The 15,405-nt window shown below is 70.7% G+C and carries 10 protein-coding genes; 6 read left to right on the top strand and 4 right to left on the bottom strand.

Annotated features, from left to right (window positions below; genetic code table 11):
- Positions 1 to 35: 35 nt before the first annotated feature.
- Together ATM97_RS22990 and ATM97_RS22985 are read right to left on the bottom strand one after the other, a co-directional pair.
- Complete coding sequence (locus tag ATM97_RS22990; protein WP_218720125.1) at positions 36 to 1,649, bottom strand: ABC transporter permease; 1,614 nt, start codon at positions 1,647 to 1,649, stop codon at positions 36 to 38.
- Positions 1,646 to 2,566: an ABC transporter ATP-binding protein gene (locus ATM97_RS22985; protein WP_218720124.1), complete on the bottom strand. Its 921-nt coding sequence runs from the start codon at positions 2,564 to 2,566 to the stop codon at positions 1,646 to 1,648. Before ATM97_RS22985 ends, ATM97_RS22990 begins: the two co-directional genes overlap by 4 nt.
- Positions 2,567 to 2,721: 155 nt before the next feature.
- Between ATM97_RS22985 and ATM97_RS22980 the strand changes: the two genes are divergently transcribed.
- Both ATM97_RS22980 and ATM97_RS22975 read left to right on the top strand, forming a co-directional pair.
- Positions 2,722 to 3,279, top strand: coding sequence for a flavodoxin domain-containing protein (locus tag ATM97_RS22980; RefSeq protein ID WP_218720123.1), 558 nt, complete (start codon positions 2,722 to 2,724; stop codon positions 3,277 to 3,279).
- Between the two features lie 251 nt (positions 3,280 to 3,530).
- Positions 3,531 to 3,803, top strand: coding sequence for a hypothetical protein (locus ATM97_RS22975; RefSeq protein ID WP_218720122.1), 273 nt, complete (start codon positions 3,531 to 3,533; stop codon positions 3,801 to 3,803).
- Between the two features lie 30 nt (positions 3,804 to 3,833).
- Here ATM97_RS22975 and ATM97_RS22970 read toward each other — a convergent pair whose 3' ends face one another.
- Together ATM97_RS22970 and ATM97_RS22965 are read right to left on the bottom strand one after the other, a co-directional pair.
- Entirely contained in the window at positions 3,834 to 4,802 is a 969-nt protein-coding gene (locus ATM97_RS22970) for a hypothetical protein (RefSeq protein WP_218720121.1), read from the bottom strand.
- Positions 4,799 to 5,779 (bottom strand): NAD(P)H nitroreductase, encoded by a 981-nt coding sequence (locus ATM97_RS22965; protein ID WP_218720120.1) that lies wholly within the window; start codon positions 5,777 to 5,779, stop codon positions 4,799 to 4,801. Before ATM97_RS22965 ends, ATM97_RS22970 begins: the two co-directional genes overlap by 4 nt.
- 210 nt (positions 5,780 to 5,989) lie before the next feature.
- On the opposite strand from ATM97_RS22965, the gene ATM97_RS22960 reads away from it, so the two are divergent.
- The 4 genes from ATM97_RS22960 (at position 5,990) to ATM97_RS22945 (ending at position 15,399) form a co-directional block, all read left to right on the top strand.
- Positions 5,990 to 9,223, top strand: a complete 3,234-nt coding sequence (locus ATM97_RS22960) for a beta-phosphoglucomutase family hydrolase (protein WP_218720539.1) — start codon at positions 5,990 to 5,992, stop codon at positions 9,221 to 9,223.
- A 210-nt stretch (positions 9,224 to 9,433) separates the two neighbouring features.
- Positions 9,434 to 11,980, top strand: a complete 2,547-nt coding sequence (locus ATM97_RS22955) for a cation-transporting P-type ATPase (protein WP_218720119.1) — start codon at positions 9,434 to 9,436, stop codon at positions 11,978 to 11,980.
- A 357-nt stretch (positions 11,981 to 12,337) separates the two neighbouring features.
- Positions 12,338 to 14,614, top strand: coding sequence for a phosphoenolpyruvate synthase (gene ppsA, locus ATM97_RS22950; protein ID WP_218720118.1), 2,277 nt, complete (start codon positions 12,338 to 12,340; stop codon positions 14,612 to 14,614).
- A 41-nt stretch (positions 14,615 to 14,655) separates the two neighbouring features.
- Entirely contained in the window at positions 14,656 to 15,399 is a 744-nt protein-coding gene (locus ATM97_RS22945; RefSeq protein WP_218720117.1) for an SDR family NAD(P)-dependent oxidoreductase, read from the top strand.
- Positions 15,400 to 15,405 lie beyond the last annotated feature (6 nt).

Here is a 15,405-nt window from a genome sequence, read left to right as displayed (position 1 = left end):
TGGGGGCGTTTCGTCAGGCGGGGCGGAACGCATGGTCAGCCCCCGATGTCGCGGCGGCGGAATCCGGCGACGCCGATCGTCGCGATCACCGCGGCGGCGGCCAGGGTGGCGGCCAGGGCACGCGGATCGACCGCGTCGAGCGGCACCAACGGGCTGTGGCGCAACGGCGACGCCGCACCGAACCAGTCGGGCAGGTCGAACGCGTCGGCGAAGATCGTCGCCACCACGACGTAGCCGAAGTAGACCCAGGCCACCGTCGTGGCCACCCCCGGCCACCAACCGACGGCGGCGGCCCCGACCGCCACCATCACCCAGACGGCGGGCACGTACGCGGCGGCGGCGAGCGCCATCCGCGGCGCTTGGGCCAGATCGTGCACGGTCACCCCGTAAGCCAGGCCTTCGCCGAACCCTCCGGCGATCAGCACCAGCGCGCTGCCGGTCATCGCCACCACCAGATAGCCGAGCAGCCATCGCGCCCGGCCGACGGGTTGGGCCAGGATCACCGAAGTCCGGCCCGCCGATTCCTCGGCCCTGGCCCGCAGTACCGCGGCGGTCCCGTAGGCCGCGGTCGGCAGCGCCAGGATCGACAGAGTCAGTGCCAGATAGGAATTCACCGCGTCCTGCGCGTTCCCGGCCAGGTACGCCGCGATCTCGGGATTGTCGCGAAGGTATTGCTCGATGCTGTCGGCGAAGGAGCCATAGGCGACGCCGAGCACGAAAACCCCGACGCACCAAGCCAGCACGGAGGCTCGTTGCAGCCGCCAGATGAGTCCGAGGGGTGAGGCGAGCAGCCGCGACGCCGTGGCCCGTCCGGCGCGGTACCGCAGCAGGCCTGCCCCGAAGTCTCGGTGTTCGGCGAGCACGAACGCCACCGCGATCAGCGACGCCGCCGCTGCCACGTACAGCACGATCGGCCACCACCGATCGTCGACATAGGGAAAGGTCCGCTGCCCCCACCCGATGGGCGACAGCCACGACACGTACTCGGGTCCGACATCGCCGACAGCGCGCAGGATGTAAGCCAGCGCGACGAGCGCGGTGACCGAACCGTAGACCGTGCGCGGATTCTCGAACACCTGCGCGGCGACCGCCGTCACGGCGGCGAAGGTGAACCCGACGCCGCCGATCGCGACGCCGAGCAGGATCGACCCCCCGACCGGAAGGCCGGTGACCGCCGCCGCGCCGCCGGCGACGACCGCGACGACGACATCGGCGATCAGCGCGGTGCCCAGCGCGGCGGCCAGCGGCGCGCGCCGTCCGACGCGGGCGGACCTGATCAGCTCCGCGCGCCCGGATTCCTCGTCGGACCGGGTATTGCGGCCGATCAGGAACATGTTCATCAGCGCGGCGACGATCGCGAGATAGGCGAAGATCTCGAAGACGATCTCGCCGCCGATCGTATCGAGCAGCCTGGTGGGTCCGCCCATCGCGACCGCCGCGGCATTGGCACTCATGGTGGCACGCAGCTGGGCCAGCTTCGCGGGCGAGTCGTAGAAACCCTGGCTGCTGACCGACTGCACCGCCATCAGGGTGCCGATGCCGAGCAGCCACCACGGCACGGTCCAGCGTTCGCGGCGGATCGCGAAGCGCACCAGCGTCGCGGCACCCGCTACGCCGGTGTCGGTCGGAGTGTCGGTCCCGGTGGTCATGATCCCACCGCCACCGACACCGGCCCGCTCGCATAGTGACGCAGGAAGATGTCTTCCAAGGTCGGTCTGGTACTGGTCATCTCGACCACACCCAGGCCCGACATCGCACGCAGTACCTCGTCGAAGCGGTCGGTCTCGATGTCGAACCTGGCCCGACGACCTTCGATGGTCAGATTGTGTACGCCGGGTACCGCGGCGAGCCCGTCGGCCGGGCGCGCGGTTTCGACACTGATCGTGGTTGCGCGCAACTGTCGCAGTTCGGCGAGCGTGCCGCTGTCCACCGCGCGGCCGTGCCGGATGATGCTCACCCGGTCACACAGGGCCTCCACTTCGGCGAGGATATGGCTCGACAACAGCACGGTGCGGCCGTCGTCGACGAGCTCACGCACACACCGCTGGAATTCGACCTCCTTGAGCGGATCGAGGCCGACGGTCGGCTCGTCGAACAGGAACAGTTCGGCGTCGGAGGCCAGCGCGGCGACCAGCGCCACCTTTTGCCGGTTGCCCTTGGAGTAGGCGCGACCCTTCACCGTCGGGTCGAGATCGAACCGCTCCAGCAGCTCGGCGCGGCGACGCCGGTCGATGCCGCCGCGCAGCGTGCCGAGCAGATCGATCGTCTCGCCCCCGGTCAGGCCAGGCCAGAGGGTGACCTCGCCCGGAACATAGGCCAGCCTGGCGTGCACCGCGACCGCATCCGACCACGGGTCCGCGCCCAGCAGGCGCACCGTGCCCGCGTCGGCGCGCAACAGCCCGAGCAGGACGCGGATCGCCGTGGTCTTGCCCGCGCCGTTGGGGCCGAGGAAGCCATGGACTTCGCCCGTCCGCACGGTCAGGTCCAGCTGGTCCAGCGCGATGGTGCGGCCGAAACGTTTCGTCAGGCCCGCGACGACGATGGCGGAGACGTTATCACTGGTCATAGCTCAATCGTCGATCGTGGCGGATGTGGAATGCAGAGCCGAAAGTCCCGGCGCGACCAGCGATGGTCACCTGCGCGGCTGCGGTGTCTTTGGTCCCCGAGGTGCGGGTATCTCGGCTCTGCTCCACCCGCCACGGCTCGAGCGACGCTGAGACCATGACTTCGAACCCTTCCCACCGCATCGCCGTTCTGTACGCCACCGCGCAGGGCTCGACCCGCGACATCGCCGAGTTCATCGCCGACGACCTGCTCGCCCGTGGCGCCCACACCGAACTCCACGACATCGCACACGCACCCGAGCTGACCGGTTTCGACACCGTCGTCCTCGGCAGCGCGATCCACGACATGGATCTGCTGCCCGAAGCCTCGGCGTATATCCGCCACAACCTGAACACACTGACGGACAAGGATGTCTGGCTGTTCAGTGTGGGCTTGGGCCCCGCGCTGCGCGGGCCGATCGGTCGCAGGATCGGGCGCCGGATCCCCCGCAAGATCGCCGACATCGTCCACGCCGTGCGCCCCCGCAACTACACCGCCTTCGCCGGGAAGTACGAACGTGCCGGCGTCTCGTGGCAGGCCCGCGCCATGTACCGGCTCCTCGGGGGCGCCCGCTATGGCGATCTGCGCGACTGGCAGGCCGTGCGCGCCTGGTCGAGCAGGATCGCGCGCGTGCTCGACCTGCCACGGGCGCCCGCCAGCACCATCCATCCCTGACCGACGGGTTCCCACGCCGGAAGGACATCATGAACTGGCCGCTCACCCTGGTGCTCGGCGCGGAGATCGTCGTGCTGGCCGCTGTCGTCGCGGCCTATGTCGCGGCGCGCAGGAACGATCGGTAGCTGCTGCGCTCCCCGCGCCGCGGACGATTTCCGTCGCCACCACCTTCACCATCGACGTGCGCCTCGAGGTCGCGCGCCTGCGGCCGAAAGGCAAGTCCCGAGCGCGAATTCGCTCTGGGCGCCGACGTGACGAGCCGGCTGCCGTTCGACAGTCCGCTGTTGGCAGGTTGCCTGCTCGCTCTCGTCGTCGGTCTGCCGATGGCGGCCACGGCGGCCGCGACCCTGCGGACGGACCGGTATGCCGCCGACCTCGCGTTCGCCGCCGGTGTGCTCTTGGTCGGCTGGGTCACGATCCAGCCGTTGATCATCGGACGGTTCCACTGGCTACAGCCGATTTTCGGCGTCCTCGGGATCTCTGTCTGCGTGCTGGCACTCCGTTTCCGGCACCGTCCGGTCTGAGAATTCCCCGAATAGGGAAAGCAAAGGAATTCAGATCTCCAGGAAGCTGTCGACCGGACGCCGGGGCGTCCGTGGCGGTGGTTCGCACCTGGCGGCACCGATCCGAATCAGGACCTGGGGGTGCCGGTGGGCCACGAGGTCGGCGACGGCGGCGCGGGCCGCCGGGATCTCGACGACGTGGGAGACGGTGCAGGTGGACAGGCCGTGGACCGTACACTCGAGCAGCACCGCCGAGAGCGCGCTACCGCCATCGAGCAGGTCGGCCGCCGCATCACCATCGGTGGACAGCACCGCGACCATCGCTTCGTCGTCTGCCTCGCCCGCGCCTTCGGCACTGCCCGAAGGGAACTCACGACCGACCGGAACTCGAGGGCGATCGGAGATCGACGGCAGCGTGGTCGCGGGCACACCGGTACCGTCCGTGTCCGGACCCGCGGTCCACCAGGTGAGTTCGGCCTGGTACTTCGGATCGTAGTGGCGCAGTCGTGCGGCTACCGCCGAGATATGTTGCAGTGCAACGGATTCAGTCGGATCAAGGAAGCTCACCGTGGTGCCGGTGCGAGCGCAGAGGAACTCCAGGATCTCGCGCGTCACCGGCCAGTCCGGGGGCGGATCCATCGGCATCCGGTCGCTGTAGCGCACGTCGATCGCCTCGCCGAGCAACCGTTGCGACTCGGTGGGCTCGCTCTGCCGCCTCGGCCGCAGCGAGGCGACATGCGCGCGCACGGACGGCTCGGGGAACCGGTCCACGGCGGTCTCCCAGCCCGCGGCGGACCAGGCGGTCTCGGCGTGGTGCAGCATCACCCCGCAGCCGAGCACTCCTTCCCGGTTGAACATGTCGGTGGCGGGCAGGAGCCGCTGCGGGTCCATCGACAGTGCCGCGGTGGCGCCGTCCCAGCGCCACCGCCACGGCTGCGCGTTGTGCAGCGAGGGTGCCCGCGAAGCACGCCCGAGAACCGCACGGACGGTGCCGAGATCGGGACCGACCGCCCCGCTCATGGAAGTCCCTCGTTCTCGGTGATCAGCAGTTCCTCGAGGGTCCGACGCGGCGTCGGCGGCGGGGCGTCGGCGCTCGTCGGCGCCCAGCCGACCCGCACGATCGCCTGCGGATAGGCGGAATCGTGCAGCAGCCGCTCCCGCAGCCGTGCGCGTTCGTGCGCGATCTCGAGTGGTTCGGTGAGCAGGCAGGTCGCGAGGCCGATCCCGGTCGCGGTCAGCAGCACGCTGCTGATCGCCTCGCCGGCGCGGAGTCGCGAGGCGCGATCGTCGGCCGAGGTGCCGACCACCAGGAGTTCCGCATGGTCGGGGCGACTCGCCGGGTCGAGGAATTCCGGCGCCGCGAACTCCCGGGGCGGGAAGTCGTCGTCCGGTCGCGGCGCAGGCGTGTTGCGTGCGGGTACGCCGTCGGCGCTGCCATGCCTGCCCGACCACATCGCGAGCTCGAACCGGTAGGTTTCGTCGTCGGCGTGTACCCGGCTCGCGGTCCGGGCCGCGGCCTTGACCCGTTCCCGGTCGTCGATCCGGCGCACCACCGCGCCGAGCACGGCGGCGCGCTCGGTGAGCAGGCCGAGATAGCCCGGTGGTACCGGCCAGGAGGTGTAGTGGCGACGGTCGGTACGTCGCTGGGTGATGGCAGCGCTGAGCGAGACATCGAGCGCGGTTGGCCGATGCGGTACCAGGGTCAGCGCGGCCAGGTGGTCCGGTTCGGCCGGGTCGGGGATGCGGTGGATCACCGGCGCCCAGCCCATCGCCGTCAACGCCACCGTGAGGTGATGCAGGGCCGCTCCACAGCTGAGGACGATGTCGCGATCATCGGGGTCGGTGGCGGGTAGCGCGCGTCGCGTGTCGAGGTAGAGGTGGATGCTGCGGTCGGCGATGCGCCAGCGCCACGGCTGCACGTTGTGCACGGACGGCGCGCGGCCGGCGAGGGTGAGTGCCGCCTTGACGGTGGTGTCGTCGGGCAGTCCGTGTCTCATGATGTCCGTCCTTCGTCGCAGTGGGTTGTGTTCACCGTCCCAGCAGCCCGGCGGCCGGGATAAGGGCCCGACGTCCCCATTCGGAAGGACTTCGGGTATCCGTCGGCGTACCCCCGCGCCCTTCCCCCGCCGGTCCGCGCTCGGCAGGATGAAGTTCGTGGACAGTGAACGGCTTCTCCCGGCTCCGCCCGTGTGGAGGGCATGGTGGTGATGCGCCTGGCGAACCTCCCGGTCGCGGCGGGCCGCACCGCGAACGGCTTCGGCGCGGTGCTGTTCGACATGGACGGCGTCGTCACCGACACCGCGGCCGTCCATGCCATCGCGTGGAAACAGCTCTTCGACGAGGTCCTGCCCCGGCTGGCAGACCCCACCGTGACCCCGTTCGACAGCGACGAGGACTACCGGCGTTTCGTCGACGGCCGTGACCGCGCCGATGGCGTCCGGACCTTCCTGGCCGCCCGGGGCATCACCCTCGACGAGGGTTGTCCCGACGACACACCGGATCGGCTGACTGTGGCGGGGATCAGCGCTCGCAAACAACAGCTGTTCACCGCCGAACTCGCCGCATCCGGAGTGCGCGTATTCCCCGACGCCGCCGCGCTACTGCGCCGACTGCGCGCCGCCCGGGTGCCGACCGCACTGGTGACCGCCAGCGCCAACAGCGCCGCGGTGCTGACCGCGGCCGGGCTGACCGAAGCGTTCACGGCCCGTGTCGACGGAAACGACGCCCGCCGCTACGGATTGCCGGGCAAACCCGATCCGGCGATGTTCCTCGAGGCAGCCCGCAGGCTGCGAATCGAGCCGATCGATGCCGTCGTCCTCGAAGACGCCACGTCGGGGGTGCAGGCGGCCGTCGAGGGCAGGTTCGGACTCGTCGTCGGTGTCGATCGCACCGGTTCCGGCGCCCGCCTCGCGGCCGTGGGCGCCGACAACATCGTCACCGACCTGTCGGACCTGGCGCTGACATCCGCCGAGGAGGACCCGATCCCCGCGGCGGCTCGGTGGTGCGGTGGCGCTGTCACCGCGAGTTCGGGTGGCTGGAATCTGATCTACGACGATGTCGATCCGGCCCAGGAGGGCACGCGGGAAGCACTGTGCGCCACCGGCAACGGGTACTGGGCCAGCCGCGCCGCCGCCCCGGGCACCGTGCCCGACGGCATCCACTACCCCGGCACCTACCTGGCCGGCATCTACGACCGGTGCGTCTCGTCCGTCGGCGAGCGCGTCGTCGAGACCGAACACCTGGTGAACGCCCCCGACTGGACGTCGGTCGTGGTCCGGCACACCGACGGGACGGTCCTCCGGCCCGGCGCCCCCGAGATGGTCGGCCATCACCAGGATCTGAATCTACGCGCGGGCGTGCTCACCTGCCTCGACCGATACGAGGACGCCGCGGGCAGGCAGACGACGGTGACGACCCGGCGGTTCCATTCGATGGCCGATCCTCATGTCGCCGTTCTGGAAATGTCCGTGCTCGCCCACAACTGGGACGGCGAGATCATCGTCGAGTCCGTGATCGAGGGCCGGGTGCGCAACCGCAATGTCGCCGCGGACCGGGCACTGACCGCCGAGCACCTCGATCCGGGCACCCACCACCGGGTCGACGACGACACCGTGCTGTACGAGACCACCACCCGCCAGTCCGGGCTCACGATCGCCACCGCGGTGCGTACGCGCGTCGACGGCGCGCTCGCCGACCGCGCGTTCCTCGACGAACGCTCGCGGCCGGGTGTGGTCGCCACGATCCGGATCGGTCGTCGAACCCCGGTCCACATCGAGAAGGTCGCCGTGGTCAGCACCTCGCGCGACCGCGGCATCTCCACCGCCGCGCTCGCCGCCGCCGATCGCATCGGGATACTCGCCGACGCCGCCGGCCTGCGCGACGCCCATGTCGCGGCGTGGGCGCGGTTGTGGGATCGGTTCGCGATCCGGCTGGGCGATCGCCACGAGCACAACCTGGCGCTGAACCTGCACGTATTCCATGTCCTGCAGGCGGTGCACGTGACCGGCACCGACCTCGACATCGGTGTACCAGCGCGTGGCCTGCACGGTGAGGGCTACCGCGGGCACGTCTTCTGGGACGAGTTGTTCGTCTACCCGATGCTCACGCTGCGACAGCCCGAGCTGACCAGGGCGCTGCTGCACTACCGCTACGAGCGCCTGCCCCGGGCCAGGGCCGCTGCCCGCGCGGCCGGGCTCGACGGCGCGCTGTTCCCCTGGCAGAGCGGCAGCGACGGCCGGGAGGAGGCTCCGGCGGAGCTGTTCAATGTGCGAAACGGTCAGTGGATGCCGGACCATTCGTCTCGGCAGCGCCACGTGGGCCTGGCCGTGGCCTACAGCATCTGGCAGTACTACCAGGCCACCGGCGACGAACGGTTCCTCGTCGACGTGGGCGCCGAGATCGTGGTCGAGGTGGCTCGCTCCTTCGCCGCGATGGCCGCCTACGACGCGGCCGACGACCGATACGACATCGAGGGCGTGATGGGACCCGACGAATACCACGACGGCGGCCCGGAGTCACCCGGATGCGGTTTGCGCAACAACGCCTACACCAACGTGCTCGCCGCCTGGACGCTGGCGCGCGCCCGCGATGTGGTCCGGCTGCTCGACGGCCGCGACTGCGCGCCGCTGTGGGAACGGCTGCGGCTGCGCGCCGACGAACCGATCCGCTGGGACCGGGTCAGCAGGCGGTTGCGCGTGCCGTTCCATCGTGACGGCATCATCAGCCAGTTCGAGGGGTACGAGGATCTGGCCGAATTCGATTGGGAGGCCTACCGTGCGCGCTACGGGAACATCGAGCGGCTCGATCTGATCCTGCACGCCGAGGGCGACACGACCAATCGCTACAAGCTGTCCAAACAGGCCGATGTGTTGATGCTGTTCTATCTCTTCTCCGCCGAGGAACTGCGTCACATCCTCGAACGGCTCGGCTATTCGCTACCGCCACAGATCATCCCCCGCACCGTCGAGTACTACCTGGCCCGCACCAGTCACGGGTCGACGCTGAGCCGCCTCGCCCATGCCTGGGTGCTGGCCCGCACCGATCGCAAGGCGTCGTGGTCGCTGTTCACCCGGGCCCTCGATGCCGATCTGGCCGACACCCAGGGCGGGACGACCAGAGAGGGCGTTCATATCGGAGCCATGGCGGGCACGGCCGACATGGTGCTGCGCTGCTATTGCGGTATCGAGACCCGCCACGATCTGCTCCGGCTGCACCCGGTTCTGCCCGCCGAGTTGCGGGAGGCCGAGTTCACCATCTCCTATCGCGGGCAGCCGGTCATCGTGAACGTGACCCACGCCCGGGTGCGACTCGATCTGCCACCGAGCACCGCCGATCCGATCCGGGTCAGTGTCGAGGGCATCGAACGCGTCCTCGACGCGGGCGGGTGCTGGGAGGTCCCGCTCACGTCGAGCACCGGTACCGTCGCGATCAGCGCGCGCTGAAGTCGTCGCCGGCGGCACGCGGCAGTCATCCATCTCCTGGCCCGGTTCGGCCTTCATGGTCGCGCATGTCGATATCGGCGAGGATGCCGAATCCCTGGGCGGGATGGTGCCATTCCGTCCCCTCCGTGAGGCACTTCGGCCGTATCCGGGGCCTGCGCTGACTCGAAAGACTGGATCAGGTAGCCATCGGAGCAGCGGAAAGGGGCCGCCATGGAGACGACGGTCGAGCACCGGGGACTCACCGACGCCGAAGCCGTCCTGCGCCACCGCCGCGACGGGGCCAACACCTTGCCCGAACCGCCCCCACCGAATCGGATCGCGCAGTTCGCCGCGCAGTTGTCCCACTTCTTCGCCGCGATGTTGTGGATCGCCGCCGCGCTGGCACTCGTCGCCGGAATGCCCGCGCTCGCCCTGGCCATCGCCTGCGTCGTGATCCTCAACGGCGTGTTCGCGTTCGTGCAGGAGTTCCGCGCCGACCGGGCGGCGCAGCGCCTGCGCGACCTGCTGCCGGTCCGCGCCCGGGTCCGGCGCGACGGACGTGTCGTCACCGTCGAGTCGAGCATGCTCGTGGTCGGCGACCTGCTCGTACTCGAAGCCGGCGATCGGGTCTGCGCCGACGCGACGATGCGCGACGCGCGACACCTCGCCGTCGACGAGTCGATGCTCACCGGCGAGGCGGAACCGGTGCCGCGTGGTGCGAACGAGCCGGTCCTGGCAGGCACCTACGTCGTCGCCGGACAGGGCGAGGCCGAGGTGAGCGCGATCGCAGCGGACACCCGCCTGGCCACCTTGGCCGCCGTCACCGCCGGTGCGACCAGGCCGCCCAGCCCGCTGACCCGCCAGCTGCACCGCGTCGTGCGACTGGTCGCGCTGATCGCGCTGCTGGTCGGCGTGACGTCCTTCGGCGCCTTCGCCGTGCTCGGGCGCGACCTCACCGAGAGCCTGCTGTTCTCGATCGGCGTCACCGTCGCCCTCGTCCCCGAAGGACTGCTGCCCACCGTCACCCTGTCGCTCGCTCGCGCCGGACAGCGAATGGCCGCCGAGAACGCCCTGGTCCGCAGGCTCGAAGCGGTCGAGACGCTCGGCGCGACCACCTTCATCTGCACGGACAAGACCGGCACCCTGACCCGCAACGAGATGCAGGTCGTCGAGGTGTGGACCCCGGACGGACAAGTCGACGTCGACGGCACCGGCTACGGTCCCGCCGCGACTCTGCGCGGCGGCGAGGGCGCGCTCGCGGCCACGCGCGCGGTCGCCGACTCCGCCGCTCGCTGTTCACCGGACGCGCGCGCCCAGCTGGTGCACGACAAGTGGGTGCCGATCGGTGACCCGATGGAAGTGGCCGTGCACGTCCTCGCCGCGCGCACCGGCGCCGCGGCCCCACCGGAACCCCGGCACCGCACCCCGTTCGACACCCACACCCGTCTCGCGTCGGTGGTCGACGCCGACGGCGAACACATCACCGGCGCACCGGAAGCCGTTGTCGCGCTCTGCGATTCCGCACCGGCGGACGCGGCCGAGCGGGTCGTCGACATGACCGCGCGTGGACTTCGCGTCATCGCCGTGGCCAGGGCCCGCGAGCCGGGCACCGCCCCGCGTCTGCTCGGCGTCATCGGACTCGAGGATCCGCCCCGACCCGATGTCGCCGCGGCGATCGCGGCCTGTCGCGGCGCGGGCATCGAGGTCGCCATGGTGACCGGTGACCATCCCGGAACAGCCACGGCCATCGCCGACCAGGTCGGCCTGTTCGGTCCGGACCGCGTCGTCGTCTCGGGCGCCGACCTCCCCGCCGACGACGCGAAACTGGCGACCCTGCTCGAACGCGGCGGGGTCGTGATCGCGCGGGTCGCGCCCGAACAGAAGCTGCGGATCGCGGCCGCGCTGCAACAGCGCGGGCATGTCGTCGCGATGACCGGCGACGGCGTGAACGACGGCCCGGCTCTGCGCACGGCCGATATCGGCATCGCCATGGGGGCCTCCGGCACCGATGTCGCGCGGGAGGCCGCCGATCTGGTCCTGCTCGACGACCACTTCGGCACCATCGTCGCCGCGATCCGGCTCGGCCGCGCGACCTTCGCCAACATCCGCAGGTTCCTGACCTACCACCTCACCGACAATGTCGCCGAGCTCGCGCCGTTCGCGCTCTGGGCAGCCAGCGGCGGAACCATCCCGCTGGGCTTCACGGTCTTGCAGGTGCTCGCGCTCGACATCGGCACCGACATGCTGCCCGCCCTCGCACTCGGCGCCGAACCACCGAATCCCCGGACCATGGCGGGACGGCCCGCGGTCGGCACCCTCATCGATCGAACGCTGCTGCGCCGGGTCTTCGGCGTGCTCGGCGCCACCGAGGCGACCGTCGGCATGATCACGTTCCTGACCGTGCTCGCCGTCGCAGGCTGGCGGCCCGGCGAGCAGGTGGATGCAAGGGTGCTGGCCTCGGCGTCGGGGGCGCTGTTCGTCGCGATCGTGTTCGGACAACTGTCGAACGCGTTCGCCTGCCGCAGCGAGTCACGGTGGGTGGGAGCGGTGGGCTGGCGCGGGAATCCGTTGCTGCTGGCCACGGTCGGGGTCGAGATCGGTTTGCTCGTCGTGTTCCTGTGGGTGCCGCCGCTGCCCCGCCTGCTCGGGGGCGCGCCGCCGAGCGCCTTGGGCTGGGGGCTGGCGGCCTGCGCGATACCCGCGTTGCTGGCGTCCGACACCGCGCACAAGGCGTGGCGCGGTCGTCGGCACCGGCGCCGGGTCGGTCGGCACCCCTGACCGTCCGGGGTGGAGCTACCGCACGAGCCGCATCGTCACCTCGTTGTGTCGGTGCGAGCTACGTGTCCGACGTCGTTGTCGACCACGTGGGGGTCGTGCTGTTCATGTCTCCATCATCGGCCCGGCTCCCACTCGTCGGCAGATCCGAACGACACGGTCGACGTGGCCATGGTGCCTCGTTCGGGAGGACTCCGTGGCCCGCGACAACGACATTCGCGCCGACACCGAGGCGCCACCGGCGGGGACCATCGGGGACCAATGCCAGCGCTCGGCCGGGACCTTCGGCCGTATCGACCGGCCCCGGCCACCGGCGACGCTGGAGACACACCGACGACCACCCGAAACGAGGGAATCGACATGGGCGAATTCGTCACCGAGTTCAACGACCTGCGGCTGACCGACGCCGATCGTGCCGGCGGCAAGGGCGCCAACCTCGGCGAACTCGTCGCGGCCGGGTCGCCTGTCCCGTCCGGCTTCGTCATCCTGGCCGCGTCCTACGAACACGTCCTCACCGAGGGGGCCGCGGGCGCCGAACTCGATCGACTGCACAGCCGGGCCATGGCCGCGAGCACCGATCCCGCCGCGGTCGGCGCCCTCTGCGACCGGATGGCGGCGCTGGTCCGGTCCGCGGAGCTCGACGACGTGGTGCGCGCGCCGGTGCTGGCGGCCTACCGCGCCCTCGGCGACGACGTGGCCGTGGCGGTGCGCTCCTCGGCGATCGGAGAGGACAGCGCGAGCGCCTCCTTCGCCGGGATGAACGTCACGCGCACCAACATCCGTGGCGACACAGCGCTGCTACACGCCGTCGTCGACTGCTGGGCCTCGCTGTTCACCCCTCGGGTGGTGACCTACCGGGCGCGGCGCGGCATGCGCGGGCGACCGGTGATGGCTGTCGTGGTGCAGACGATGGTGGCCGCCGAATGCTCCGGTGTCGCGTTCACCGCCGACCCGACGACCGGGCGCCGTGACCGGGTGGTCGTCGAAGCGGCCCGCGGCCAAGGCGAAGTCGTGGTGTCCGGCGAGGCCGAGCCCGACACCTACCTGTTCGACGCCGCGGGCCCCACCCTGCTGCACACCCGGGTCGGCCGGCAGCGATGGGCCGTCGTGGCCGGACCCGACGGCGACCGGCGGGTCGCGGTCACCGACGACGAGGCCGCCACCCCGGTGCTCACCGAGGACCGGGCACGCGCGGTCGCCGAACTGGCCCTGGCGGTCCAGGCCCATCACCACGGCATCCCACAGGACATCGAGTGGGCATTCGACCACGCCGGCCTGTGGATCGTGCAGGCCCGGCCCATCACCACACCGACCGGATCCGATGCCGCCGGGCCGGGCCACAACGTACTCATCCGCGGGGTCGGCGCCGCGCCCGGCACCGCCACCGGCCGCACCCGGGTACTGGCCGGTCCCGACGAAGGCGCCCAGCTGCGCGACGGTGAGGTGCTGGTCGCGCCGATGACCAACCCGGATTGGCTGCCGACGCTGAGCCGCGCCGCCGCGGTGGTCACCGACAGCGGCGGCATGACCTGTCATGCCGCGATCGTGGCCCGTGAACTGGGCATTCCGTGCATCGTTGGCGCACGCACCGCCACGACCGCCCTCGCCGACGCCACCCTGGTCACCGTCGACGGATCGACCGGCGAGGTCACCGCAGGCCGCAGCGTCGCCGATCGGATCACCGTCGCGGCCGCACCGCCGCCGTCGGCGGCCGCACCCACCGCCACCAAGATCTATGTCAACCTCGCGACCCCGGAGCGCGCTGCCCAGGTCGCCGCGGGCGACGTCGACGGTGTCGGGCTGCTCCGCGCCGAGACCCTGCTGACCGCCGCCCTGGACGGCCGCCACCCCCGCGAGGTCATCGCCGCCGGTGAGCAGCGGCTCTTCCTCGATCGCATGAGTGAATCGCTGCACCGCATCGCCGAACCATTCGGGACGCGACCGGTCGTCTACCGCACCACCGACTTCCGGACCAACGAGTTCCGCGCACTGCGCGGCGGCGAGCAGTACGAGCCCGTCGAGCACAATCCGATGATCGGCTACCGCGGCTGCTACCGCTATATCCGCGAACCCGACCTGTTCGCCGCCGAGCTGGCCGCCCTGGCCGCGGCCCGCGAACGTCACCCCAATCTGCACGTGATGGTCCCGTTCGTGCGCACCCGCTGGGAGCTCGAGGCCTGCCTCGAACTGATCGACGCGAGCCCGCTGGGCCGCCAACGCGGGCTGCACCGGTGGGTGATGGCCGAAGTGCCGTCGGTGGCCTACTGGCTGCCCGAATACGTGGGTCTGGGAGTCGACGGCGTCTCGATCGGCAGCAACGACCTCACCCAGCTCATGCTCGGTGTCGACCGCGACTCCGAGCAGTGCGCGGAACTGTTCGACGAATCCGATCCCGCCGTACTGGACGCGATCTCCCGGATCATCGGTACCGCGCGCCGGCTCGGCATCACCTCCTCGCTGTGCGGACAGGCGCCGTCGAATCGTCCCGCCTTCGCCGAACACCTCGTCCGGATGGGCATCACGTCGGTCTCGGTGACGCCGGACGCCGTCACCGCCACCCGCAACGCCGTCGCCGCCGCCGAACGGCGAGTGCTGCTCGATCACGCGCTCACCGCAGCCAGCACGGAAACACAGTGACCTCCAACAACTTCCGCCCATCCGCAACGAAAGGTTCGATCATGTCCGATCTTCATGGCCGCAGCGTCGTCGTCACCGGCGCCGCCCGCGGCATCGGCGCGGCCGTCGTGCGCACCCTCGCCAAGTCCGGCGCCGGGATCGTCGTCGCCGACCTGCTCGAGCACGACGGCAAAGCCGTCGCCGAATCCCTGGGCTCCCAGGCGATCTTCCGGCATCTCGACGTCACCGACGAGGACGAGTGGCGGCGGGTGCTCGACGACGCCGAAGCGACGTTCGGGCCGCTCGCGGTCCTGGTGAACAACGCGGGCATCGTCGACTTCGGCGGCGTCGAAGCCGAATCGCCCACCCAGTTCCGCCATGTGCTCGACGTCGATCTCGTCGGCTCCTGGCTGGGTATGCATCTGGCCGCGCCCCGGCTGCGGGCCGCGGGCGACGGCGTCATCGTCAACGTCTCCTCGACCGCTGGCTTGATCGGCTACTCGGGCATCTCCGGCTACGTCGCCGCCAAGTGGGGCCTGCGCGGCCTGACCAAAGCGGCCGCGATCGAGCTCGGCGGTGCCGGAATCCGCGTCTGTTCGGTGCATCCGGGACCGATCCACACCGCGATGACCGCCGGCATGGATCCGGGTATCGCCGCGGCGCAGCCGCTGCCACGCTTCGGCGAACCGGAAGAGGTCGCCGCCATGGTCGGCTTCATCGTCACCGACGCGACTTTCTCCACCGGTTCGGAGTTCGTGCTCGACGGCGGCGCCACCGCGGGCGCGGCGCTGCTCACCCCCTCCTGAGGAGAC

Source organism: Nocardia sp. MH4 (assembly GCF_019266065.1).
Lineage (GTDB): Bacteria > Actinomycetota > Actinomycetes > Mycobacteriales > Mycobacteriaceae > Nocardia > Nocardia canadensis.
The sequence above is the reverse complement of the archived record's forward strand: the minus strand, read 5'-3'. Positions and strand labels throughout refer to the sequence as shown.